General features: G+C 62.2%; 19 protein-coding genes. 13 read left to right on the plus strand and 6 right to left on the minus strand.

The features are described from left to right. The first annotated feature begins 18 nt into the window (after positions 1 to 18). The 13 genes from ACFRAQ_RS35120 to ACFRAQ_RS35180 all read left to right on the plus strand — a co-directional run bounded on the left by ACFRAQ_RS35120 (position 19) and on the right by ACFRAQ_RS35180 (position 17,623). Positions 19 to 7,938 carry a transglycosylase SLT domain-containing protein gene (locus ACFRAQ_RS35120; RefSeq protein WP_379107368.1) on the plus strand — a complete coding sequence of 2,640 codons (7,920 nt, stop codon included), beginning with the start codon at positions 19 to 21 and terminating at the stop codon, positions 7,936 to 7,938. A 46-nt stretch (positions 7,939 to 7,984) separates the two neighbouring features. Continuing rightward, complete coding sequence (locus tag ACFRAQ_RS35125) at positions 7,985 to 8,860, plus strand: phage tail protein (protein WP_379107369.1); 876 nt, start codon at positions 7,985 to 7,987, stop codon at positions 8,858 to 8,860. Further along, positions 8,857 to 10,500 (plus strand): phage tail protein, encoded by a 1,644-nt coding sequence (locus tag ACFRAQ_RS35130; RefSeq protein ID WP_379107370.1) that lies wholly within the window; start codon positions 8,857 to 8,859, stop codon positions 10,498 to 10,500. The genes ACFRAQ_RS35125 and ACFRAQ_RS35130 overlap by 4 nt, the downstream gene beginning before the upstream one ends. After that, positions 10,497 to 10,901 (plus strand): DUF2744 domain-containing protein, encoded by a 405-nt coding sequence (locus tag ACFRAQ_RS35135; protein WP_379107371.1) that lies wholly within the window; start codon positions 10,497 to 10,499, stop codon positions 10,899 to 10,901. Before ACFRAQ_RS35130 ends, ACFRAQ_RS35135 begins: the two co-directional genes overlap by 4 nt. Positions 10,902 to 10,990: 89 nt before the next feature. After that, positions 10,991 to 11,827: an N-acetylmuramoyl-L-alanine amidase gene (locus ACFRAQ_RS35140; RefSeq protein WP_379107372.1), complete on the plus strand. Its 837-nt coding sequence runs from the start codon at positions 10,991 to 10,993 to the stop codon at positions 11,825 to 11,827. A gap of 33 nt (positions 11,828 to 11,860) precedes the next feature. Beyond that, the gene (locus ACFRAQ_RS35145) at positions 11,861 to 12,055 is read left to right on the plus strand and encodes a hypothetical protein (protein WP_379107373.1); all 195 of its coding nucleotides are present in this window, start codon (positions 11,861 to 11,863) and stop codon (positions 12,053 to 12,055) included. A 3-nt stretch (positions 12,056 to 12,058) separates the two neighbouring features. Beyond that, a complete protein-coding gene (locus ACFRAQ_RS35150) occupies positions 12,059 to 12,358 on the plus strand; it encodes a hypothetical protein (protein ID WP_379107375.1) in 300 nt (99 codons plus the stop codon). Between the two features lie 9 nt (positions 12,359 to 12,367). Continuing rightward, positions 12,368 to 12,976, plus strand: coding sequence for a hypothetical protein (locus tag ACFRAQ_RS35155; protein WP_379107376.1), 609 nt, complete (start codon positions 12,368 to 12,370; stop codon positions 12,974 to 12,976). A 47-nt stretch (positions 12,977 to 13,023) separates the two neighbouring features. After that, positions 13,024 to 13,677 carry a hypothetical protein gene (locus tag ACFRAQ_RS35160; protein WP_379107377.1) on the plus strand — a complete coding sequence of 218 codons (654 nt, stop codon included), beginning with the start codon at positions 13,024 to 13,026 and terminating at the stop codon, positions 13,675 to 13,677. After that, complete coding sequence (locus ACFRAQ_RS35165) at positions 13,674 to 14,012, plus strand: hypothetical protein (protein ID WP_379107378.1); 339 nt, start codon at positions 13,674 to 13,676, stop codon at positions 14,010 to 14,012. Before ACFRAQ_RS35160 ends, ACFRAQ_RS35165 begins: the two co-directional genes overlap by 4 nt. Positions 14,013 to 14,142: 130 nt before the next feature. Beyond that, positions 14,143 to 15,219 (plus strand): hypothetical protein, encoded by a 1,077-nt coding sequence (locus ACFRAQ_RS35170; protein ID WP_379107379.1) that lies wholly within the window; start codon positions 14,143 to 14,145, stop codon positions 15,217 to 15,219. Positions 15,220 to 15,248: 29 nt separating this feature from the next. Next, on the plus strand, positions 15,249 to 15,605 hold the full coding sequence (locus ACFRAQ_RS35175; protein WP_379107380.1) for a hypothetical protein: 357 nt from the start codon (positions 15,249 to 15,251) through the stop codon (positions 15,603 to 15,605). 950 nt (positions 15,606 to 16,555) lie between these two features. After that, positions 16,556 to 17,623: an SGNH/GDSL hydrolase family protein gene (locus tag ACFRAQ_RS35180; RefSeq protein ID WP_379107381.1), complete on the plus strand. Its 1,068-nt coding sequence runs from the start codon at positions 16,556 to 16,558 to the stop codon at positions 17,621 to 17,623. A 101-nt stretch (positions 17,624 to 17,724) separates the two neighbouring features. Here the strand turns inward: ACFRAQ_RS35180 and ACFRAQ_RS35185 are convergent, their stop codons facing one another. The 6 genes from ACFRAQ_RS35185 to ACFRAQ_RS35210 form a co-directional block, all read right to left on the minus strand. Then, positions 17,725 to 18,078, minus strand: a complete 354-nt coding sequence (locus tag ACFRAQ_RS35185; RefSeq protein WP_379107382.1) for an Lsr2 family protein — start codon at positions 18,076 to 18,078, stop codon at positions 17,725 to 17,727. Between the two features lie 85 nt (positions 18,079 to 18,163). Beyond that, complete coding sequence (locus tag ACFRAQ_RS35190) at positions 18,164 to 18,364, minus strand: hypothetical protein (RefSeq protein ID WP_379107383.1); 201 nt, start codon at positions 18,362 to 18,364, stop codon at positions 18,164 to 18,166. 517 nt (positions 18,365 to 18,881) lie between these two features. Then, the gene (locus tag ACFRAQ_RS35195) at positions 18,882 to 19,262 is read right to left on the minus strand and encodes a DUF732 domain-containing protein (RefSeq protein ID WP_379107384.1); all 381 of its coding nucleotides are present in this window, start codon (positions 19,260 to 19,262) and stop codon (positions 18,882 to 18,884) included. A gap of 461 nt (positions 19,263 to 19,723) precedes the next feature. Beyond that, positions 19,724 to 20,215: a hypothetical protein gene (locus ACFRAQ_RS35200; RefSeq protein WP_379107385.1), complete on the minus strand. Its 492-nt coding sequence runs from the start codon at positions 20,213 to 20,215 to the stop codon at positions 19,724 to 19,726. A gap of 130 nt (positions 20,216 to 20,345) precedes the next feature. Then, positions 20,346 to 21,170: a hypothetical protein gene (locus tag ACFRAQ_RS35205; RefSeq protein ID WP_379107386.1), complete on the minus strand. Its 825-nt coding sequence runs from the start codon at positions 21,168 to 21,170 to the stop codon at positions 20,346 to 20,348. A 149-nt stretch (positions 21,171 to 21,319) separates the two neighbouring features. Continuing rightward, positions 21,320 to 22,753, minus strand: a complete 1,434-nt coding sequence (locus tag ACFRAQ_RS35210) for a tyrosine-type recombinase/integrase (protein ID WP_379107387.1) — start codon at positions 22,751 to 22,753, stop codon at positions 21,320 to 21,322. Positions 22,754 to 22,978: the final 225 nt, after the last annotated feature.

The following is a 22,978-nucleotide window of genomic DNA, read 5'->3' on the forward strand; positions in this document are numbered from 1 at the left end:
AACAGATCGGGGTTAGATATGGCATCGGTGTACTCCGCAGGGGTCGCAAAAATTGTCATTCGCCCTGACCTCAGTGGCTTCAAGGAGAAGCTCGAAACCGAAATCAAGGCCGCTATCGCCGGTGCCGGAAAGTCAATTCCGGTCACGCTCGAGCTGGACGCCGCCTCGGTGGCGAAGGCCCGGAAAGAGGCCAATGCTGGCGGTCCTGTGACCCTCGACGCGCGAGTGTCGTTGCGCGACAGGACCGTCCGCGAAGCGCAGGCCAAGGCTCAGGGCCAGGCCGGGACGATCCACTACAACGCTGAGGTCCGCAACGACCGCGACTCCGCCGCCCGCGCCGGACGGGAAGCTGCACGCGCCTTCAATGACGGGTATCGGCAGGAGGACCGCCGCGCGTCACGTGACGCCAACCGGCGTGTCGGGGCGAATGAGACTGCCGCGAACCGGGATGCGAACCGATACTCGTCGCAGCGCCCGCTCAACGAGGTCGAGAAGAAGGCTGCCGACGACTACCGTGAGGCTTCCCGCCGCCTGGACGGATACAACCGTCGATTCGCCGCCGCAGACCGAGCCGTCGCAAAGACCGAAGCTCGCGTCGCCGCACTCATGCGGGAACGCGCCACCGACCTGAATGCGTTGTGGCGCAGGGAAACCACCCGCATCACCCGCGAAATCGACACGTTGCGCGGTGCCGGGCCAGAAGGCCGCAGTGTCGGCCAGGCGCTGACCCGTTCTACCCGGTCGCGCCGTATCAACGATCTTCAGCGTCAGTTGCGTGAAGACCCCTCCATTCTTGAAGGCCGCGCGGCCTCAGCCGCCCTCGAGCAGCGCCTGCGTGAAGCCCAGCGGCAGCTCGACGTCCGCCGCGATGTGCGGCGCACGGTGGGGGCTCGCCGTGGCGATCTCACCAACAACCGCTCCGCGACCGAACGTGCTTTCACGGATCTGGTTCGGGCTGGCAACCTGGCGGCGCAGCAGCGGCTCGCGCGCCAGTTGAGTGCGGTCGACACTAGCGGATTTGCGCAGGATGATCGTCCGCTGGCCCGCGTGGAAGCGCAGGCCGCCCGGCTGCTGCGTGGCCGCATGATGGATGAGCTGCCGCTTTCCGGTGACCGCAAGGCGATCACTAATGCGTTCGCTTCGGCTTCGCGGTTGGAATCGGCGGAGCGCACCCTGTTGCGCACCCGGATGAATTTGGAGCGCGCGACTACCGCTGTCTCCAAGGCCGAGAAGTCGCATGCGGACTTGGTGGCCAGTGGCGAGACCGATGTTCGACGGCTGGCTCAGTCACGTCAGCGTATCGACGACGCGCAGACGATGCGTCGATACGCCTACAACGATCGCATCGACGCAAGCCGCCTGTTCGAGCGTGCGGGCACCCACTTCGATCATGACCAGGCCGCCCTGGGGCGTCGCGTCAACTTGCCGAGGCTGCAACGGTCTTCGGAATGGATTGACGCCAAGGCGGAGAAGGCCCTCGAGGGGATCTCGCAGAAGCTGCTGTTCGTTGGCCGGATGTTGTCGTCGGTCATGACGATCGCGATGAGCGCTGGTGTGGCTCTCGCGGCTGTCGGTGCCGTGAACTTGGTCCCGGTCATTGCGTCGATCTCCCAGATGGGTACGGCGCTGGCTGCACTGCCCGCGTTGGCGGCTATGGCTGCCGCGACGGTCGCGACGATCGCTGTTGGCTTTGTCGGAGTGAAGGACTCGCTGAAGGCTGAGTCGGATCTTCGTAATCAGACGGCGTTGCAGGCCGAGACGCAGGCAGACAAGGTCGCAGATGCTCAGCGCAAGGTGCGGGACGCTGACCGGGCTGTCAGTGACGCTGTGCGCGACCAGGCGATCACCCGTTCGGATGGCGCGGACAAGATCGTCGCATCCGAGAAGCGCGTCCAGGATGCGCAGCGGTCGGCGATGCAGGCGCAAAAGGACCTGTCGACTGCTCGCCGTGACGCTGTCGACCGGATCAACGACTACAACCGCGCCGTCCGAGGCATCCCGCTCAGCGAGCATCAGGCCGAGACGCGGTATCTGCGCGCCCAGAACACCCTGTCGACCTTGTGGAAGAACAAGGATGCGACGTGGTTGGACTACCGCGAGGCCATGGACTCGGTCGAGCAGGCCAAGCAGGACTGGGAAAACACGATCGCGGACAACCAGAAGCTCCAGCGCAACGCCCTCGAGGCGAACGCTAAGGGAGTCGAAGGTGACGACACGGTTGTCAAGTCCAAGCAGGCTGTTGTTGACGCGATCGGCAACGTTCATGACGCGGAGAAGGACCGGCAGAAGACTGTCCGCGATGTCGCTATCGCCAACGCGAACGCTGAGAACGCGGTCACGAAGGCCCTTGAAGCGCAACAGGATGCGATCCGCGCACAGCAGAAGTCGTACCAGTCCGACGCGCAAACACGGTACCTCGACTCGCTGACCAAGTTGTCGCCGAACGCGCGTGCGTTTGTGGAGCAGCTGCATGCGATGGACGGCACGCTCAAGGATCTTCGAAGGACTGTGCAGGACAGCCTTTTCGAGAACCTTGCGTCCGATCTGGACCGGGTCGGCGGGAAGATCCTGCCGACGGTCAAGGATGGCTTCGCTGGTATCGCGGGCGGCATCAATAATGGTGTCCGTGGCGCGGTCCGCTCGCTGTCCACTGAAGTGGGCCAGCTGAACCTGCGCACGTTCTTCGACGAATCCACCCGTGCCGCTTCACGATTCGGTGATGCGTTCGCTCCGGCGACCAGTTCATTGTTGAACCTGATGAGTTCCGGCGGGGCGTTCCTGCCTCGGATTACCGGCAACCTCGCCGAGTGGGCAACGAAGTTCGACAACCGGGTTTCCGCGCTGCGTGAATCGGGCGAGCTGGCCACGATGATCGATCGCGGCATGACGAAGGCCGCCGAGGTCGGCGTTGTCCTGAAGGACTCGTTCGGGGTCGTGAAGGACATCTTCCATGCGATCTCCGGCGAAGGCGACGGGATGCTGTCCCGGTTCGAGTCGCGGCTGAAGGATTTGCGCGCGAGGTTGCAGAGCACGGCGGGTCAGGACAGCGTGCGGGCCTTCTTCCGCGACGTGAGCGAGGTGTGGAACAAGTGGTCCACGCTGGTCGGCAACGCGATCTCACTCGTCACGAACGCGCTCTACCCGGCATTCCAGAACACGTACGGCGCGCTGTTCGCGCTCGCGTCGACCATCTTGGGTGCGTTCGCGAGCTTGGAGAAGTACGCGCCGGTTCTCCAGTATGTCGTCACCGCGCTTCTGGGCTTGAGGATTGTGGGCTCGATCGCTGGGACGGTCGACCGCCTCGGACAGAGCTTGCAGAACTTTGCGATGCGGCCTGGTTGGGATGTGTCCCGCAGCCCGATCAGCGGCATCGGCGCGGCTCTGTCGCGGTGGTCCGGCTACATCGGCGCGGCCGTCATCGCGCTCGGCCTGTTCTCGCAGAAGTCGGGTGAGCTGGATTCGAAGCTCAACTCGGTCCACGGCGTGCAGGACAAGTTCGCGTCGTACGGCGCGGAGTTCAAGCAAAAGATCAAGGAAGCGCTCGGGGATTCCGGCAACATCGTCGATGACTCCGTGCGCGGTGTGATCGGCAGCCAGTTCCAGTCGTTCCTGAGCGACTTCCAGACGCTGAAGAGTTCGGACATCGCGAACTTCTCCGACGCGGCCATGGTGTCGTTGAAGAACATCTTCGGCGGTGCAAGTAACTGGAACGACGCGAAGAACTCGGCCAATGCTTCCCAGTGGGGCAGCATGGCCCTGGACGCCTGGGACAAGCTGAAGGTCCCGATCAAGTCCGTGCAGGACGCGGTTGGTGGCACGAACGACCAGTTCGAAGCCTTCAAACAGCGCATCATCGATGTGGCGGGCCAGAATTCGGGCTACCTGATCCCGGTCTTGGACTCGATGCGTCAGCAGTTCATCAAGGGCCAGGACGCCGCGTCGAAGACGGTCGACGTTTACGACAAGATCCGCGAGAAGGCGGTCGGCGCAGCAGATGCCGTTGATGTGCTGCGCAATGCGTTCAAGAAGCAGCAGCAGGACGCGCTGGCGCTGGAGAACGCGTCGAGTGCCGCCTACGCGAACCAGGACTCGCTGCGCGATCTCCTGAAGGGCAACGACACCACGGGGCCGCTGAAGTTGAGCGGTCTCCTGGTGGACGGCACGAACGAGCTGAACACCAAGCTCCCGGCCGCCCGCGAGCTGTCGCAGCTGCTCCAGGACATCGGGGCCAACTACCGGGGTGTCGCGGTAGCCGAGTACACGTCCACCTACAACCAGACGCAGGACATTGATCAGGCCCGCAAGGCGCAGGCCGCCAAGGTCAAGGAGCTTCGCGACACGCTGATCGGGATTCTCGACCCCGACCATGTGTTGTCGCAGGAGCAGATCGACGCTGTCCTGGCCCGCTATCACCTGATGACTCAGCAGCTGGCCGACGCACCGCCGCCGGAGGTGAAGCTCAAGGTCAACACTGACGAGCTTGACCAGGCTGTCGTGAAGTTGCGGGCGATCGTCCAGCAGCTCAACCCTGAGTCGGGTTTCGCGCCGTTCTTCAAGGACGCGTTGAAGTCGAAGGAGAAGCTGGACAACAACGTTCGTGCGGGCAGCACGAACCCGTACGACATCAACCTGGCGGACAAGGACCGCAGCTTCCTGTCGCAGCTGACCACGGATGGCGATCCGAACGTCAACACTTCGGCCGCCTACTACAAGGCGCTGGCGAAGAAGGACGGCATCGACGACGTTCTCGCTGCACGTACCGCCGTGCTGGAGAAGCTCGCTCGCGGCGGCACGGACATCAATGCGATGACTCTTGCCCAGTTGCAGGGCACCAACGTTGCGCTCGGGCTGAAGGCGGACGATCTCCGCTACCTCAACCTGGACAACATCCACTCTGCGCAGGCCCAGCAGGGTACGCAGCCTGCACCTGCCGCGCAGCCACAGGCTCAGCCGGAACAGCCTCAGCAGCAGCCGCAGGCCGCTCAGCCGGGCCAGGCTCAGCCGCAGCAGCAGCCGGGTGCACAGCCTGCGGCCCAACCGGCTGCCGATCAGCCGAAGCCTGCCGCAGACCAGTCGAAGCCTCCTGTCACGCAGCAGGTTCCAGACTTCGCGCCCGCGAACACGTCGTTTACGGCGTTCGCGGACGAGGTGGCGAAGGCTAAGAAGGACAAGCTCGATCCGGCCCTGTCTGACCTGGCGGTGAAGGCTGCCGCTGTCGGCCAGGCTGTGGTCGACGCCCGCAATGTCGCGACGCCTGCGTTCGACGACCTGGTGAAGTTGTTCACCGATCGCATCACGGGTGAGCAGGGCTTGCTTCCGGTGTGGGGCAGGCTGAAGACCACCATCGACGCCGATGTCACCACGATCACGGGCGAGTACTGGGCGAAGCGGCTTGTCGATGCCCTGACCACGCTGACTGCCAGCTTCGGTACCGGCGTGACGGGCGTGGGGACGCAGTGGTCTGGCATCAAGAAGGCTATCGCTGACCCACTGAATGTGGTGTTCACGCAGATCTTCGGTGTCTCGCTGAAGAACGCGTGGACCGAACTGAAGAAGGTTCTGCCGTCGCTGCCGGACTGGACTGCGAACATTCCGCAGATCACCGGCTACAACACTGGCGGTATCCACGGCGTGATGTCCGGCTGGTCGCCGGGTGTCGATGACCGTTTGATCGCGGTCAGCGGCGGCGAGGCGATCATGCGGCCGGAGTGGACGCGGGCGGTCACCCCGGAGTACGTGCACGGGGCGAACGCTGCTGCACGTCGTGGCGGCGTGGCTGGTGTCCGCGATTACATCAGCGGCCTCGAGCATTACGCGTCGGGCGGCATCGCTGGCGGCACTGTCGCTACCGACGAGCCGATCTCGGCGGTGCAGCGGAGTCTGTGGAATGCGGTTCGGACTGCGTTCCCTGGCGCGGTGCTTACGAGCGCTACCCGCACCATCCAGACCGAGGGTCACCAGGACTACCACAACACGGGTAACGCCATCGACCTCGGTGGCCCGATGGATCAGATCGCGCGTTGGATCTACCAGCGGTACCCGCAGTCGACGGAGCTGATCCACTGGCCGTTGAACGGCTGGCAGAACCTGAAGAACGGTAAGCCGCTCGACTACGGCGCGAAGACCAACCAGGACCACATTGACCACGTCCACTGGGCGAATTTGGGTCAGATCCTGAGTGACGGCCGGATGATCTCGATGGCTACCGGCGGTGTCGGCAGCTTCGTGTCCGACCTTCAGGACCAGATCAACAACCTGCTGGTCCAGCCGATGCAGAAGGCGCTGGCGGGCGTTCGGGGCACCGACAAGAGCCTGTTCGGTGGCGTCTTGCCGACTGACTTCGGCAAGACGGTGACCGACGCTGCGGTGACTGCTGTGCAGCAGCTGGCGGGCGCTGTCGGCGGCCCGGTCAACTACCTGGCGTCCGCCGGGACTGAGCAGTGGCGTTCTCTGGTGGAGAAGGTTCTTCGGGAGAAGGGCCTGCCGCTTTCGGAGACGAACCGCGTGTTGATGCAGATGGGCACCGAGTCCAGTGGCAACCCGCGTGCGATCAACCTGTGGGACCGCAACGCGCTCGCGGGGACTCCGTCCAAGGGTCTCATGCAGCTGATCGATAGCACGTTCCGCGCTTACGCGGATGCGGGCTACGACAAGGACATCTACGACCCGGAATCGAATATCCGCGCGTCGATCAACTACGCGTTGAAGGACCCGAAGTACGGCAGCCTGGCCGCCGCCTACCAGGGCCACGGTTACGACAATGGTGGCTGGCTACAGGACGGCGGCATCGGCTGGAACAAGTCCGGCGAGCCGGAGCCTGTGTTCACTGGCGACCAGTGGCGCAAGATCCAGTCGTTGATCGGCAACATCAGCGACCTCGTGGGAATCATTGCGCCGCAGAATGTTTCGGCGTTGCCGGTGTTGATCGCGGATCTGTCGACGAAGTTCATCGACAAGATGAAGGCCCTCCTTCAGGAGGTGTTCGGCAAGAACGCCTCCGTCAGCCAGGCCGATCAGGGCACCGGTTCGACGCTGGCGACGGGTGGCGGTACGACGCCGACTTCCGACCAGGGCGGGACCACGCCGACCGGTGGCGGCACGACACAGAACGCCATGACGAACTCGCCGACCGGCGGGACTGGCGTTGACTCGTCGTTGCAGAACCCTGGCGACACGTCCGCGAATGGCACGGGACTCACCCCGGCGACTCCGGGCGGGGCGACTGGGCAGACCTCGCAGCAGGCTGGCAATCAGTCGTCGGTGATGCCGAGCGAGAACGCCAACGTCGGCGAAGACATCATGCGTGACGCGTTGACTGACATGCTCTCGCCTGAGCAGCTCGACGCGCTGTTCCCGTCGACGAAGCCGAAGACGCAGGCGCAGCTCCTCCAGTCTGGTGGGGCCAACACCCCGGCGACGACGACTCCGGCGGCGACGACTCCGGAGATCACTCCGGCACCGGATGCCACGGTCGTGCCGGACATGGCGGCGATGCCGACGCCGACAACGCCAGATCCGGCGTCGTTGGCGGTTGCGCCGGAGCAGCCGAAGCCGGAGAACGCGAAGACGGAAGTCGTTCAGGCGTCGCCGTATTCGGGTTCAACGCCGTCGAACGTCGACTACTCGGCTTCGACCAACGCCGCGAAGTACGCGTCGCTGACGCCAAATGCGATGGGCAAGAAGCTCGTTCACATGGGACTCGGCTTCATCGACGGCAACGTCAGGCAGTTCCTGTCCGATGTCGGACTCCCAGGCGGCGGCGCGCTGGGCAACGCTCTCGACCAGGCCGTGGCCTACAAGAAGAGCAAGGACCAGGAATCCTACGCCGAAAAGCAGGCGCAGGCAGCGGGCAATGTGCATTACCACGTCAGCGATATCGACGAGGCGATGCGCAAGGAAACGATCCGGCGCTGGCAGCAAACCCTCGGGTTCAAATAGCCAGCCCTGATCGAACAACTGAATAACAACTTAATAGGGGAAGACCATGTCACGAGCGATCGTGGAACTTGAGGGCTGCGACGGCAGCTGGTTCCGCATTTCCGGTAAGGGAATGGGAGCGCAGGGCATCTGGCTCGGCACGGACGTCCAGGGCATTTATGACGCCCCGGTGAAGACGCTGTACCAGGCGCACGCCCACCAGATTGGTAGCGATTACCAGGCGACCCGGTGGCTGTCTCGTGACGTGGTTTTCGGCGTCCATATCGGCAATACGCCGACGCGGTCGTGGCAGGAGAACGACTCGGCCTGGCGGAAGGCGTGGTCCTACAGCAAGGAATCGAAGTTGTGGGTCACCACCGAGAATTCCACTCGATTCCTGAAGCTGCGCATGAGCGAGCAGCCACAGTTCCATCCGGAGCACGATCCGCATTTGACGAAGGTCGAAAAGGTCGTCATGACCTGTGTGGCCTCGACGCCGTGGTGGTTCGAAGCGGATACGACCGACACGTTCATTTCTAGCGGCGCAACCGACAGCGGCTATGTCACTGTGGCAAACCCCACCGATCAGGAGATCTGGTTGAAGTGGGTTTGCCAGGGTCCGGGCCGTTGGGTGATTCCTGACTTCTCGTGGGGCGACGACCGATTCCGGCGCGCAACCATCGACGCGAACCGCCGCATCTCGCTGCCGCTACAAAGCACCGGCCAGACATTCCTCGTCGATACCGATCCCTTCGAGGAGCAGTTGCGCGACCCGAATGGCACGCAGGTGTGGTCGCTGATGAATGGCGTCACGTTCCTTTACCCGGTGCCTGCGTGGACTCCGCCGACGCAGATTCCTGTGTCGGTTTCGCAGTCCGCTGCTGGCGCTGGCATTCAGGTGCGCGCGCCTCGCACGTGGAGCCGTCCGTGGGGGCTCCAGTGAGCGTAGCAACAATTGATTTTGATGCCGCCTACTGGGATCTCATGGCGGCTCGCGAGGCCGAGCGTAATGCTCGGCTGACGCCTCCGCTGGTGCGTTTCTGGGATGGCGACTGGGATTTGCGTGGCCGTGTCGAACGCATCCTGTCGGCGAATGTTGTCGAGAAGAACAACGAAACCGGCACCGCCGTTTTCACGCTGCCGCTCGACTATTACATCAGTGATTGGATCATCGATTTCGATAATCGCACGGAGAATATCCACGCGACGATCGATAAGGACGGTGTCCGTTGGTCGGGCAGGATGGAGAGCTTCACGGTCGTCACCAATGAGGACGGCACTTCGCATTTGCGAGTTGCGTTCAAGCACGACTATGAAGAGCTGAAGAAGCTGATTTGTTTTCCGAATCCGTTCTTGTTGCCGGAAATACAATTCCCGCGCGTTTGGCTTGCCTTCGGACCGGCCCGTTTCGCATGCAAGCTGACGGCCCTGGTCAATATTATGCGCACCGAATCGTCGCTGTGGCAGCTTCCTGACGACCCGCTCGACCCGGACGGCTGGCATGGCTTTGACCAGTCGTTTTGGTGGACTGTCGTCAAGCCTGACGCGATCACGAACGATACTTCTCCGCTGGCGATCATCCATTCTCGAATGAAGTCTTTGCATGAAACTGTGAAGTCCGCTTGCGAGGATGCGCAGCTCACTTGGACTTTCCGCCGGTATTTGGCGGGGGAGGATGATCCGCCGTGGGAAGGCGCGAATCTCCGGCACGGCTGCCTCGTAATCGACCTTGAAGACAAGGGCAATCGATACAACGCTCAGACCAGTAATGGCGGCGATTTGTTCGGTGGCCTTATCCGGTCTATCACGACTGTCGGCAGTGACGGCTGGACTGAGGGTGTTGACATTGTCGACGACCCTGATTTCCCGGCTGAGTATTCGGAGCCGAACTGGCAGGGAACTCTCCCTAGCGCGCCTTGGGTGTGCTACCGGGATGGCATTCACACCGCCATTGCTACGTCGGAATTCACGGTTAAGCCAGCGGGTCCGGTGCAAATTGTGTCCGGTGGACACAGTATGCCATTCGTTAACGAACTCATTAGCCAAGCTATCCAAATGGTCGGCGATTTGACGGCCATGATTCCATTTACTCCACCTCTTGGTGGAGTGGCTGATGCAATATTGAAGCCGCTCTACACGGACACGATTCTTGCATTCGGTGCGCAAAAAGTTCCAGGGCGTGCCGCACGCTTGGGCAAGAACCATTACCGTGAGCATTTCCAAGAGGGCAGCGACCGTGCCTACACCCTCGGCTGGCTGTTGGCCATGCGCCTTGGCGCATTCTCGACGGAACGTAAAATTGGCCACGAACTCACCGTGGTCGACGGCGCTCCGTACAAGATTGGCCAGCGCGGTCTCGGCCATTTCTACATCGGCGACCGAGTGGGCACGACCGTGCGCGGGATGAAGCTCGGAAAGATCTTTGTCGATCAGGTTACCGAGGTAGGTTTGGAATGGAGTCGGGAAAAGCCAGCCACATGGAAGATCGGGCTCGGCCACCGTGAGCCGACTGATCCTGTCATCGAAGCATTCAAGAAGATGCAGGACCTTTTCAGTGCTATTCACGAGTTGGGAATGTTGTGAACCCGAAAATCGACTACGAAACGGACGAGGTCATCAAGGCCGAGGTCAAGGCGATTGCGGACACCTTCATCAATGCGCCGGGCATGAGCGGCGATCCGATGATGGTCCCGATTCCTCTCGCGGAGGTCTTCGCGAAGCATCAGCACATGCTGGGGGCCCGCGTGCATCCAGAGAAGGCGATCATTCAGTTCTACGCCCCATGGCGTGGTCAGCGCGATGCCTACAACCCTTCGGGCTACTACGGTGAGCCGAGTGACGAACCGCGCCCGGTCCCGGTGATTCCGAACATGCGCGAATACACGCCGGAAGAACTGGCGCACATCGTTGGCCAGCTCGAAGAGATGGGCGCGATCAGGTATCCAGAGCCGCCTCGGGACACTGCTCGCGTCCTGCTGGACTAATCATCTTTCGCCCATGGCAAACCTCGTTGACAATCGTAGATAGATCCGTCGCCGATTCTGGAGCGACGTTGAAATACAACTTAATAGCGATGGGGTTTGCCATGAGCGATCCGATTTGGCTTGCCGATGTGCTGCGTGCCGAGGGATTGAACGTAATCGAGCATGAGGGTTGGCGCGATCGAGGTCATGGCGACTTCGGTGACCTGCGTGGCGTCATCTGTCACCACACCGCCGGGGGCGGCACCAGCGACTGGAAGATCGTGCAGTACGGCCGCCCGGACTTGGAAGGCCCTCTCGCGCAGCTCGTTTTGGAACGTGACGGCACCTTCCGCGTGATCGCTGCTGGCGTCTGCTGGCACGCCGGGCGTGGCTCCTGGTCGGACTGGCCGACCAACAATGCCAACTACCACACCATCGGCATCGAGGCCGTTTCGCGCGGCGACGGCTCCGACTGGACCGACGTGCAGATCGACGCCTACAAGCGTGGCGTGGCCGCGATCCTGCGCCGTATCGGCCGTAACGCCGACGACTGCGCCGCCCACCGTGAGTACAGCTCCGAGGGCAAGATCGACCCCGCCGGAATCGACATGGGCGACTTCCGCCGCGATGTGCAGGCATTCATCGACCGGCGGCCAACTACAACTGAAGATGGGAACACCATTATGGCTGGAACTTGTGACGGCTGGGGCACTCAGGTAGTGAACCTCACCGGCGACCGCGTATCCCGCGAGGACATGCAGAAGTACACCGATCTGCACGCCGCCCAGACCATCGATCAGCTCGGCGGTCTCGGCACCTCGCGAGGCGCTGACTTCCCTGGCTGGCCGCAGCTCGGCAACCGCACCGTCGTGGACGCTCTGGCCGCGATCGGCGAGAAGCTGGGCGTCCCCGGCTTCTACGACCCGAAGACCCGCAAGGCTGCCTAATCCGGCTGCCGCACAACTGAATAGAGGAGAGCCATGCTCACGTTCACTCCGGAAATCCGGTCGTACATTTACCGAATTGTCCTCGCCGCGCTGCCGTTGCTGGCTGCCTTGCATGTGATCACCGGCGACTATGTGGACCCGATCCTGACTGTCGCGGAGGCGGTCCTGGGCGTCGGTGCTGTGTCTGTTGCTGCTAGCAACGTCTCGTTCGGACCGAAGGACCGGTAACTGATGCTGCCCGCGATCTTGGCGACCGTCGCCACTGTTTTCTCGGCTATCGCGGTCGCCCTGATCGGCTATTTCGGGTCGCGGGTGCCGTCGCTGGAAAGCCAGCGCGCTGACTTTAATTCCGTCCTGCAACCGCTCCGTGACGAGCTTCGTGAACTTCGCGACCGGGTAGCGCACCTCGAAGACGAGCTGCGCGCATCCAACCGCAAGTACCGACTCCTCGTCGACTACGCACGCAAGCTGTTGAAGCTGGTGCCGGGGCCGGTTCCGCCTGTGCCGCAAGACATTGCGGACGATCTCTAAGAGAGACCTATGGCTATCAAGACTGCCGTCTATCGCGGCAACGCTGGCATGCAGATCTACGTCCCTGGCTACGTCGAAGTCGACGAGATGCGCCAGATTTCCGACATGGGCATTGTCGAACTGTACGTCCGCTACGACGACACCAACCTGGATGAAATCTACCTGGTTAGCCTGCATCCGAATGTGGATGCACCACTGGAGGTTCCGGGCTGGATCGAGTTGGGCAAGATCTTCATTCGCGGCGGCCAGTACGCCTACATGTATGTGGAGAAGTACCTGATGCCACCTGTGGTGCCGCCGGGCCTGCCCGCCTACCTGCCTGTCGAGCTGCGCGCAATGACCCTGGTCGGCGATGTCTACAACTTCCGCGCTCCGATCCCCGGTTTTGTGCGAATCGACAAGGTGCGCCAGGTCGGCAACGCAGATTCGCTGAAGTTCGAGTTCCACGTGGTGATCGATATCAACAAGCGCAGCGAGGTCGGCAACTTGGTCGTCTCGTTGCAGGCCGATCCAGTGTCGCCGACCGATACGGACCACACGGTGCTCGACGTCGTGGATCTCAATGGTGGCTGGCAGTACATGACGTACACCTACACGCCGGTACCCGCATCGCCGTAATCCTCTGACTTACAACTGAATAGAACTGAATAGGTAGGGGCTAGCCGATGACTATGCCCGGTCAGCCGCCAGTAGATGGCGCATATGTTGTCGGTTCACGCTTCGGTCAGGACATCACCGAGCAGTCCGCGAAGAACCAGATGTCCGGCGGTGTGAGGGTGTCCTACGGCAACGCCCAGGACTCCCACCACACCGAATACAACGAGAAGATCGCGACCAACTACACGATCGCGGTATCAGCACAAGGCGCGGCGGATGAAGCGGTTGCGCAGTCCTCACTCGCCGCGAATACTGCTGCCGCAGCGGAATCTACAGCCGCTAGCGCCTCCGCCCGAGCTTCGTATTGGGAATCCGAATTTGTTTGCGCGAGTGCGGAAGTGCTACTCGGCGTCAATGAACTGTTGATCGGCTTGTGCCAGAACGTGCCGGGCGGCATGACGCGCAAGGTCACCGATATGCATCTGGCGATGCTGGAGCAGCCGAATGGGATGACATTCGAGCTGCGCAAGTGGGATGCCCTCGGCACGACGAGCAGCGTCCTCGGCACCTACACGTTGTCGGCTGGGACGACCCGAGCGAACTGGGCCAATCTGAATTTCTTCATGAATTCCCGCGAGCGCCTGTACATCAACGTCACTTCCGTGACGGGTACGACGCCGCCCACTGTCCTTCAAATTCTCTTGTTCGGAGTCATGGAATGAAGTTTTTCGAAACCCGCTTCGGTGGCGGCAAGGGCTTGGAAGAGGTCCGCCTCGAGCCTGAGCAGATCCCGCTGTGGGCGAAGGCGTTTGATGTCGAAAGCCTGGACGGCTTGTTCGACCTGGCCACGGCCGAGCAGGCAATCCCGCTGTTCGACGCCGCGATCAACCGGTTCAACCACGACCCGGATTCCCTGCGTCCACTCTTGGATGCCTCAGACTTCCGTGGCCTGCGTGGCAACCGGATGGTGCTTCAGCAGATGCGTGCCACGCTCGCCGACTTCGCCGACGCCACGATCAGTGGCCTGGTGGAACACGATGTTCCTACTCCGCCGTAATCTCCCGTGGGCCTGGGCCGGTTGGCACGATTTGGATGGTTATTACGACCGTGCCGATGAGCCCGCCATTCTCCCTCCGTGGAAGCGGACTAATTCGAATCGCACTGTCTCTCTTCAGAGCAACGTGCTCGTGATCGCGGACGGGTTGGAGACCCCGTTTCAGGTAGGCGGGGTCAGCTACGAAAAGATGTGTCTAACTCCAGACTGGGGTATCGAGTTTGATCTGCGCATCGACGGTAACGTTATCCAGACGCAGATTTTTGCGATGGCCCTGTCTAGCTCGTGGGCTAAGGTCGGGTTTAGCGACCTTATCGAAGTCCCGATGGTCTCCATCTGGCGAGATGCATTCGGTGGCCAGCTCAATTCTATCCGCGTGATTGTGTACCACTCTGCTGCGGAGATTGAGTCGCTGGCATCCACCGGGACCTACGGCGACCTGCAAAACAACTCGTGGTACACAGTCAAGCTCCTCATTGATGAGGACCACCTTGTTCGGGTGTACATCAACGGAGAGTTTCGATTTCAGTACTGGCTGCCTAATCAGTATGCTGCTGGCCCTAACCGTCGCGCTTTGAGCTTGCTCAATCAGACGACTAACCCGGCGTACATCAAGAATTTCAGGCTGTTCGACAATCGATCCAACCTGCAAACGAAGATCGGCTGGACACGAGAAGCGTTCTACGACAACTTTAATCGGGCCAACGGTTCGGTCGGCAACGGCTGGACGCAGATCGGCACCGACGCCGGAATCGTCAACAACAGCTACGCGTCGACAGGCAGCGGCTCGGCGGCGGCGATCCGCGACACCGGAGTTACGCACGGCGCGCACAGGGTCGAAGCCGTCGTCGGCGGAAACAATGCACCGTCGTCCACGAACTGCACACTCGTCGCTCGCGTGAAATCGGACGGATCAGAAGGGTTGGCGGGCAACGTCTTCAACAACGCCGTCGTCCTCTCGCACTTTACCGGCGGCCTGGACAACCCGACCATGATCGACTACAACTCCGCAGCTGTCTCAATCCCCAGCGGAACGCTAGTCGCGTTGTGCTGCAACGGCGAAGCGGCATGGATTGAGATCGGCGGCGAAATCGTGGTCATGGCCGACATGAATGGCCATGTTCCCGCCGCCGGGCAAACGTACGCGGGCGTGCGCGTCAAACAGGGCTCCGGCTCATGGAATGACGTGCGAATCAAGACCGCGTTCTAACTGAATATCTAACTGAATAGGGGTCCGCTATGGCTGGACGCAGCGCCAAGGAAGAGGACCTGATCCTCATCATCGGCGACGATTACGAATGGTATTACGACTGGAAGCCTGACGGGGCAGACAATCCCGCGCAGACCTTCCCGACCGGCGCGCACTTGTTCTACCGGTTCAAGGACGGCCCCGGTAACAGCTGGACCGGCGGAACCACCTGGGCGTACACCATTTCCGGTTCCCGTGCATCCATCAAGGTCGAATCCGAGACGACGGACGCGATGGCGGACCGCACTCCATACGTCCTGATGTACCAGAACACGACCACCACTCCGGTGACGGACAAGACGCTGGCGCTCGGAATCGTCGCCCGGCAGAAGCCAATTGGGGGCTGACCATGACTGATCTGATTGGCTCCGGCCCAGACACGCCGCAAATCGGCAACTACACCCAGCCGACCGGAAGCATCCTGATCCCATCGCCCGGCCCGGCCGGACCGACCGGCGCGCAAGGCCCGCAGGGAATCCAAGGCCCGACCGGACCCACTGGCCCGCAAGGCATCCAGGGCGTCCAGGGGCCGACCGGACCCGCCGGACCGCAGGGCGACGGTCTTGAAATCGACGGGCAGGTAACGGCTTACGCGGACCTTCCATCGTCGGCACCGGACGGTTCAGTGTGGCTCGCTGGCGGGAAACTGTACCGGCGCACTTCGGGCGCATGGCCCGCTGAATCAGCGGGAACCCCGGTCCAGGGAGCGCAGGGTCCGCAGGGGCCGCAGGGAATTCAGGGGAACACGGGGGCTACTGGGGCGACTGGCCCCGCCGGAGCGACTGGCCCGGCCGGGGCGACTGGACCCGCCGGAGCCGACGGAAGCGCCGGACCGCAGGGAATCCAGGGAATCCAGGGGCCGCAGGGTCCGAAGGGTGACACCGGGGCGTCCGGCGCGAGCAATTGGAGCGAAATCTCCGGCAAGCCAACAACTTTCCCCGGCGACTGGTCCACTATCTCTGGCAAGCCGTCCACGTTCCCTGCGGACTGGACCGGGATCACCGGCAAGCCCTCAACGTTCCCGAGCGACTGGTCCACACTCAGTAGCAAGCCCTCGACGTTCGCGCCCTCGGCTCACACCCACCCATCCACCGACATCTCGGACTCGACCTCGATCGGTCGGGCGGTCTTGACCGCCGGTACGACTGCTGCCGCCCGTTCGGCTACGGGCGCTGTGTCCGCCTCTGAGGCTCAAGACGCGGTTCTCGGTACTGCTTCCACGCGGATTCTTTCGTACTCGAATGGCGGTATCGGTGGCTTCGGTCTGACTGTCGCTACCGCCGCTGCATCTACTCGCATGATTGTGAAGCTCCCGGTTGCGTCTACGCGCTGGCGTATCAAGATCAGGAACTATGACGTGTTCGCGGCCACCGCGAAGACGGCGCTCACCGGTAAGAAGATCATCCACGGTGACCACGCTCGTTCGACGTCTACGGCCACCCCGGAGACTGGCAACTTCGTTGGCAACACGGCCACCACGATTGTCAGTTCGGACTTCACGATCCCTGGCGATGGTAGTTGGTACACGTCCGCATGGGTTACCGCGTCGGGTGACCAGTTCGACGCTGGCACCGAGCACATCATCGGTATCGGGTGGACGGCCGCCAGCTCTGTCACTCACCAGCTCGGTTCCGGCCGATGCTGGTATTGGAGCAACGCCACCTCGGGTGTAGACCCGACGATCGCCGGTTCCGCCGCGACCACGGCGCAACAGTATGTGCCACTGGACATCGTCATCGAGTACGAGTCGGTGTCCCGCCGTCCGGCATGGCTGGCCATCGGCGACTCGATCATGGAAGGCGTCACTGGCGATAAGGCGACCGCCCCGGCCGCAGCTCCACTGTTCAAGGCTTCGTACCTTCGGCAGTGGGAATCCATCAGTCCACTTTTGATCCAAAACCATGCGCTCGCAACGACTTCCGCTCAACAGTGGGCGTCTTCGTCGTTCGGTTGCTGGACACGGCTAGACACCTCGCAGAGCACTTGGGCGGGCGCGATCGTCGGTCTCGGGTCGAACGACATCAACAACAACCGAACGCTGGCTCAGATCCAAGCCGACATCCTGTCTGTCATCGCGAATGCGCAAACGATCATCGGCGCGGGCAAACCCATCTACGTGGCCAACGTGATGCCCCGCAACTGGCAGGGCGTCTCCGCTAGCTTGGAGACGATTCGAGGGAACGTCAACAACTGGCTCGGTACGCTGCCGGGTGGTATCGCCGGTGTCATCGACACGGACATGCCGATGCGTACCACCGCCACGTACGCGGTAGACGCGGCCCTGGTCTGCAACGACAACATCCACCCGTCCACGCAAGGCGTCGGCATCCTCGCCCGCGCGGTCAAGGCGCACGTGGCCATCTAGATGGGTGTGGGGCCGGAATACCAGTCCGGCCCCACGGGAAGCACGTCCCCCAAAAGGGAACCGCGTCAGCCTACACCACCGAAGGGGTGCGTCGGCGAGCTTCAGCTGGCAGCCTGGCCCCGGTACTCCTCGACGATCTCGACGGGGATGCGGCCACGTGACGAAACCTGATGACCCTGTGCCCGCGCCCATTCCCGGATCGCGGTGCTTTCTTCGCGGTCGCTGGGGCGGCTGGCGCTGGCGGTCGGCTTCTTGCGGCCGGGGGTGCGGCGGGCCGGGGTGACCTTGCGCCCGTGCTCGGCGTACGTAGCGAGGGCGGCTCGCAGTTTTTCTGCGTTCTTGCCACTCAGGTCGATCTCGTAGTCGACACCGTCAATGGCGAATGTGACAGTTTCTTCGGCGACCGACTTGCCGTCCGTATCGTCGATCAACTCGACGGTTACCTTCTTTGCCATATTCGAAGGCTAGCATCTGTCGGCGCAATAGAGAACAATGGGGGCACCAATTCCTGGTGCCCCCATTGTCGATTTAGTTGCCCGGTTAGAACAGCCGCTTAATCTCGTTTGCGCCGAGGCATAATCCGAGGGCGCTCAGTCCGATTCCAGGGTTTTCGCAGCTGGCGATGATCAGGGCGCACAGGGTGCTGAGTCCGATGCTCGTGAGGTACTGGCAGCAGGCGAGCAGCCGGTCGGCGGGCGTGGCCCAGTTGCCCCAGCTGGGGCGGTGTTGTATTTTGGTCATGCCTTGTGTATTCCTCTTCGTTCGTGGTTGGACGTAATGGGCAGAGGCTGAACCCCGGACCGGTGCAACGGCCGGGGTTCTCTGCTCCCTGAGTACTTTATCCCCTCTTCCGGAGATGTTTGTGATCGGAATCGGGAGGGGTGGGCCGCAGGCGGCTCGCGAGCCACGGTCACTTATGCATAATGTGCATGACTGTGACGATCGCAACTTTTTTGCAAAAACCCTGCCTACGTCACTGTGCGCAAATGTGCAGCAGTCTACTTGTCCCATTTATGCAGTTCAGGGAATGGATCGGACAGCCCGGTTTCACATTGAGTGAGTGCGTTGCTGTGCGAAAGGTCACCCCAGGAAGCCCCCATGGCGGGCGCGATCGGTCCGCATCTGTTACCGAAACGTTACATTAGGGGTATAAGAAAGGCCCCGACACGCGGAATCAACACGCGGCCGGGGCCAATGCGGGCCTGTGACCCTCGGGAAAGGAACCCGACCCGCAAGCCTCAGCGTAGCGGCACCAGCCCTACGCGGGAACCTTCGACCTGTTGTCCTGACACAGCTTCTCGACAGCCGCGCGGACATACAGCTTCGCGCCATCCTCCCGAAGCTCCGGCTTCCAGGACGCAACGAGATCGGAGAAGGACATCCCATTGTCGAGATCGACGCAGATCTCGCCGCCACGGTGCAGCGCGAGAAGTCGATCATCAGAGACAAAGGGGGCGTGCCGATCCTCCAGGGTCGTCAAATAGTCCAGCGCCGCCGTCTGATTGTCGCTCAGCCCGAAGATTCGGCTGCCCGGCTTACTCGCGGCCGTAGTCGCCTGCGCGGCCGTCGTCGTAATCGTCGGTGAAGCCTGCGAACCGCCATCAGGCGACGAGCAGCCAGCCAACGCGAGCAACGTCAAGGACGCTGCAACCATCCGAAGGTTTCTCACCGCTCGAGCGTAAACAGGCGCGCGGCGAAACGCACGACCAAACATCCAGCCAGGATCAAATCCAAAACCCAGGCTGGCACGATATGTCGGCATCGAGGCGCGAGTCAGCACGGGATTTCGCGCGCTCCGAGGGGAGCCGATGCTCGAGGCCGGTCCATCACGGCCTCGAGCAGAATTGGTCAGGAACCCGGCAGACGCTTCCTCGCCGACCGCAGCAAGCCGTGCAGGGACCGCCGGGCAGGCGGAACGGGCAGCCGATCGACGCTCGAAGGTGGGTCGTCTCCCAGTGGCTTGATCCCGAGTGCGGACCGCCGTGGACCGATCGCGTCCGGGTCGTGAAGCCGGGCACACAGCACCTCGTGGTTCGCCACCTGATCCGGGGTGCCCTCGAACGGGCAGTGCTTGCACATGATCATTGCGTGCTTCCTCTGTCAGTTCGGCCAGAACGGCGATGGGCCAATGACTTTCACGGCCCCTGAAATCTCGAGCAGTTGCGTCGATGGCCAGGCGCTGCTGACGATCATCGTTTCCGAAGAACGCCAGCCGTGGTGCACCCGCTGCCAGACGAGACCGATGAAGTCCCACACGGCCGTGCCAGGGGGCATCCGATCCAGAGCGGTCGGGTCGCCGACGAACCTTGCGTCCTCCGCCTTGATGAACGCCTGCATCCTGCGCTTCGCGTCCTGGAGGTGGCTGACTGGCAGGATGTAGGCCCGGTCGACGGGCTTCTTCCGGCCAATGTGGTTGCCCTTCGTCCAATGGACTCCGAGAACGTCCCTGGACGGCCCATGGGGCTCCTGGTCCCAGCCCGGCGGCCATTCGAGCTTCGTGCCCGACCGCAAGACGGCCCCAAGGCTCTTGCCCGGCTCGTATGCGTCGTGTCTGTAGGTGACTTTGTCGCCAACCTTGTAGGTGATGGCCATCCTGTTCGGGGCCTCCTGTCGTGTCGATGTCGACCGTAGCGGCTTGCGCCGGACTGCGATCAGTGTCCAGACGGCCGGAAACCCCAGCAGGGTATTCAGTTGTGATGCTGGGGTTACCGGCCGGGCGCAGCTAACCGGCGGCGTAGGCGGTGTTCAGGAGGGCGACCTCACGCAGACGCTCGGTCTCGGCCTTGGCCTCGGTCGCGGCCTTACGCAGCCACTTGGCCAGCAGCGCGGAAACCAGTCCGTGCAGGGCCACGGTGAACGCCATGAGGGCGGGTGCGGCACCGAACTGGAGGGCGGCGAGCTTGTCGCCTGCCATGAGGTGGGGTGCGGAGTTCAGGCCGATCGCAGCGAGGAGCAGGACGGCCTCGATGACGGCGAACCATTTGCGGTCGAAGCTCTCGCCGAGGCGCATGCCGAGGGTGGCTACAACCATGGTGATGATGATCGGCACCGACACCATGGCTTCCATGCCGAACGCGAACCAGGTCAGCGGATCTGCGGCACCGTGGGTGGCGATCGTGCGCTGAATGTTGAGGGCTCCCAGGCCGATTCCGATGCCGATGGCACCGAACAGAGCCCAGTCGGCGCGGCTGGAAATCTTCTTGATGAGCGCGACCTTGCCGTACGGGCTGGTGATCTGCTGCTCGTCGGCGATGGCCTTCGCCTGCCAGCGTGCCGAGTCCGCGTCCGACTTCATGATCTGCGCCTGGGTATCGGCGGCCAGCTTGGCGGCGTCAGCGGCGGCGGTGGAAGCGATCCTGTCCATCTCGATCTGGCGCTTCGCGATCTGCTCGGCCAGGGCGGCGCGCTCGGTGGCGATGCTCTTGGCGGACGCATCGACGAGGCTGGCCATGCCCTGGTCGGCGGCGTTGTTCATCTGCCGGACCAGGTCGTCGATCGACGACAACGGGGTAGCGGACGGCAGGGGGGACTGTGACATGATGTTCATGCCGGGAAGCTCCAATCTTCTCGGTAACTAGCCCCTCGCTGGACGGCAATCCGGCGAGGGGCGTTTTCATTTGTCAGCTTGTTTGCTGTTGGGCTGCCGTTCGGGAGGAACGGCAGCCCTGACAGCGTGCGCTATCCGGACTTGAATTGTCAAGAGATAGCGCGTATTTGAGGCGAAAGTCCTGGTGGCAGGCGTCGGCCACTCGCGGCCGAGACAACCACTTCAGGCTCCGATGTGTCGATACTGAGCAGCATGTTGAGCTTGGCGAACTCCTTGCGTGCGAGATCGACTCCGACGTGGAGATAGTTCTCGGTGGAGAAGACAGTCGAGTGCCCGACAATCTGCTTGATGATTTCGATCGGAACGCCGAACGCCATGAGCAAAGTCACCGTGGTGTGACGGATCTCGTGCAAGCTGCGACTGGGGATCCCGACTTGCTCATGGACGGAAGCCCACAAGTCGTCCACGAACTCCGGAGATACGGGCCGGAACATGCTTCGCGGTCGAATGTTGTACCAGACGAGATTGTGGACGTTATTGGGCTCGTCGTACGTCCTTTCAGCCTGTCTGGCGAGCAATTCACGAAGCGGCGCAATCATCGGGATGAGACGCTGACCCGCTTCCGTTTTCGGCCGTGACAGCACCAGTCCACCCCACAGCTCCCGGACCTCGTACCAGTCGGGGAAGTCGAAGCGGGCCTGCGGGCAGTACGCGCCGTACGCCCGCTCGCAGGTCCACGCCTCAACCTTGCCGTTTGGGGCGATGACCAGCGGCTCGCAGCCATGCTTCTTGGTGTATCGCTGGAGCTGCCAGGACATATCGATCGTGTCGTTGACGAAGTCGACGCAGTCCCACGTCAGCCCGATGGCCTCTCCCTTCCGGTCACCTGTGAGCAAGAAGAAGCCCCACAGCGACGCGTAGAAGTCTTCGCTGTCCTGAACGAAGCGCAGAAGCATTGCGGCTTCCCTGGGCGTGTACGGCGTCTTCGTGGAAGGCAGAGCCTTCGGTTGTGGGACGTTAGCGACTCGGTTGAAAGGCAGTTCTTTTCGTTCGCCGACGCCCGCGTTGATCGCGCTATTCAGCACCCTCCGAGCTTTCCTGGCGGTCGGTACACCGGTGGCTTCAATGATTTGTTCCTGCATATATCGGACGTGGTCTGGCCCGAGTTCTTCGAGTTTCACGTTTCCGATGTGCGGCGTGATGTGCAGGCGGATCGCGATTTCGAAGCCTTCAAGGGTCTTCGGCTTCGCGGTCACTTTGAGGATGTGCTCGTACCAATAGTCGAGCCACCAGCCAACCGTAATCTTGCTGACAGTCGGGGGAAGGCCCTGCTTGACTCGGTCGAATTTCCCCTGAATGGCAGCGAGTCCGGCGTTGTAATCCTTGTTCTTGGCACGCAGTCGGGGCATGCGTTTGCCGTCAGGACCCGTCTTTTGAGGGTGCTCCATCGAGAAAACGTGGAGCCCCTTCTTCTCGTCCTTGTAGTGCGAGATACTGCCGTTAACTGCGCGTTTTCTGGTATCGCCATTGGCGGTGGTTCGACGCTTGCCACGGGGTGGGTTGCTGAGCATTTGCTTCGGCAATGGTTGTCCTACGAGTGTGCGCGGTGGTCCGGTCCTGTTGGCGGCGTGGACCTTACGAGAGGTCTCCGTCACCGGCAAGGAGCTGGGGGGCACAACGGGGGGCACAACGTTTCTTGTCCAACTAGAGGTAAGTAGACCCTACTAAGTAGTCCTGACCTGCACGTATCCGTTTCGCCCTATCGTTGACCTACCTGGGAATATGCTCGAACTTATCACTCGTAATGA

This window comes from Nocardia sp. NPDC056611, assembly GCF_042792755.1.
Classification (GTDB): domain Bacteria; phylum Actinomycetota; class Actinomycetes; order Mycobacteriales; family Mycobacteriaceae; genus Nocardia.

Excerpts from the sequence above, each read along its gene's own strand:
- ACFRAQ_RS35120 (WP_379107368.1), top strand. The coding sequence starts at position 19 with ATGGCATCGGTGTACTCCGCAGGGGTCGCAAAAATTGTCATTCGCCCT.
- ACFRAQ_RS35125 (WP_379107369.1), top strand. The coding sequence starts at position 7,985 with ATGTCACGAGCGATCGTGGAACTTGAGGGCTGCGACGGCAGCTGGTTC.
- ACFRAQ_RS35140 (WP_379107372.1), top strand. The coding sequence starts at position 10,991 with ATGGGGTTTGCCATGAGCGATCCGATTTGGCTTGCCGATGTGCTGCGT.
- ACFRAQ_RS35145 (WP_379107373.1), top strand. The coding sequence starts at position 11,861 with ATGCTCACGTTCACTCCGGAAATCCGGTCGTACATTTACCGAATTGTC.
- ACFRAQ_RS35150 (WP_379107375.1), top strand. The coding sequence starts at position 12,059 with ATGCTGCCCGCGATCTTGGCGACCGTCGCCACTGTTTTCTCGGCTATC.
- ACFRAQ_RS35155 (WP_379107376.1), top strand. The coding sequence starts at position 12,368 with ATGGCTATCAAGACTGCCGTCTATCGCGGCAACGCTGGCATGCAGATC.
- ACFRAQ_RS35160 (WP_379107377.1), top strand. The coding sequence starts at position 13,024 with ATGACTATGCCCGGTCAGCCGCCAGTAGATGGCGCATATGTTGTCGGT.
- ACFRAQ_RS35165 (WP_379107378.1), top strand. The coding sequence starts at position 13,674 with ATGAAGTTTTTCGAAACCCGCTTCGGTGGCGGCAAGGGCTTGGAAGAG.
- ACFRAQ_RS35175 (WP_379107380.1), top strand. The coding sequence starts at position 15,249 with ATGGCTGGACGCAGCGCCAAGGAAGAGGACCTGATCCTCATCATCGGC.
- ACFRAQ_RS35180 (WP_379107381.1), top strand. The coding sequence starts at position 16,556 with ATGATTGTGAAGCTCCCGGTTGCGTCTACGCGCTGGCGTATCAAGATC.
- ACFRAQ_RS35185 (WP_379107382.1), bottom strand. The coding sequence starts at position 18,078 with ATGGCAAAGAAGGTAACCGTCGAGTTGATCGACGATACGGACGGCAAG.
- ACFRAQ_RS35190 (WP_379107383.1), bottom strand. The coding sequence starts at position 18,364 with ATGACCAAAATACAACACCGCCCCAGCTGGGGCAACTGGGCCACGCCC.
- ACFRAQ_RS35200 (WP_379107385.1), bottom strand. The coding sequence starts at position 20,215 with ATGGCCATCACCTACAAGGTTGGCGACAAAGTCACCTACAGACACGAC.
- ACFRAQ_RS35205 (WP_379107386.1), bottom strand. The coding sequence starts at position 21,170 with ATGAACATCATGTCACAGTCCCCCCTGCCGTCCGCTACCCCGTTGTCG.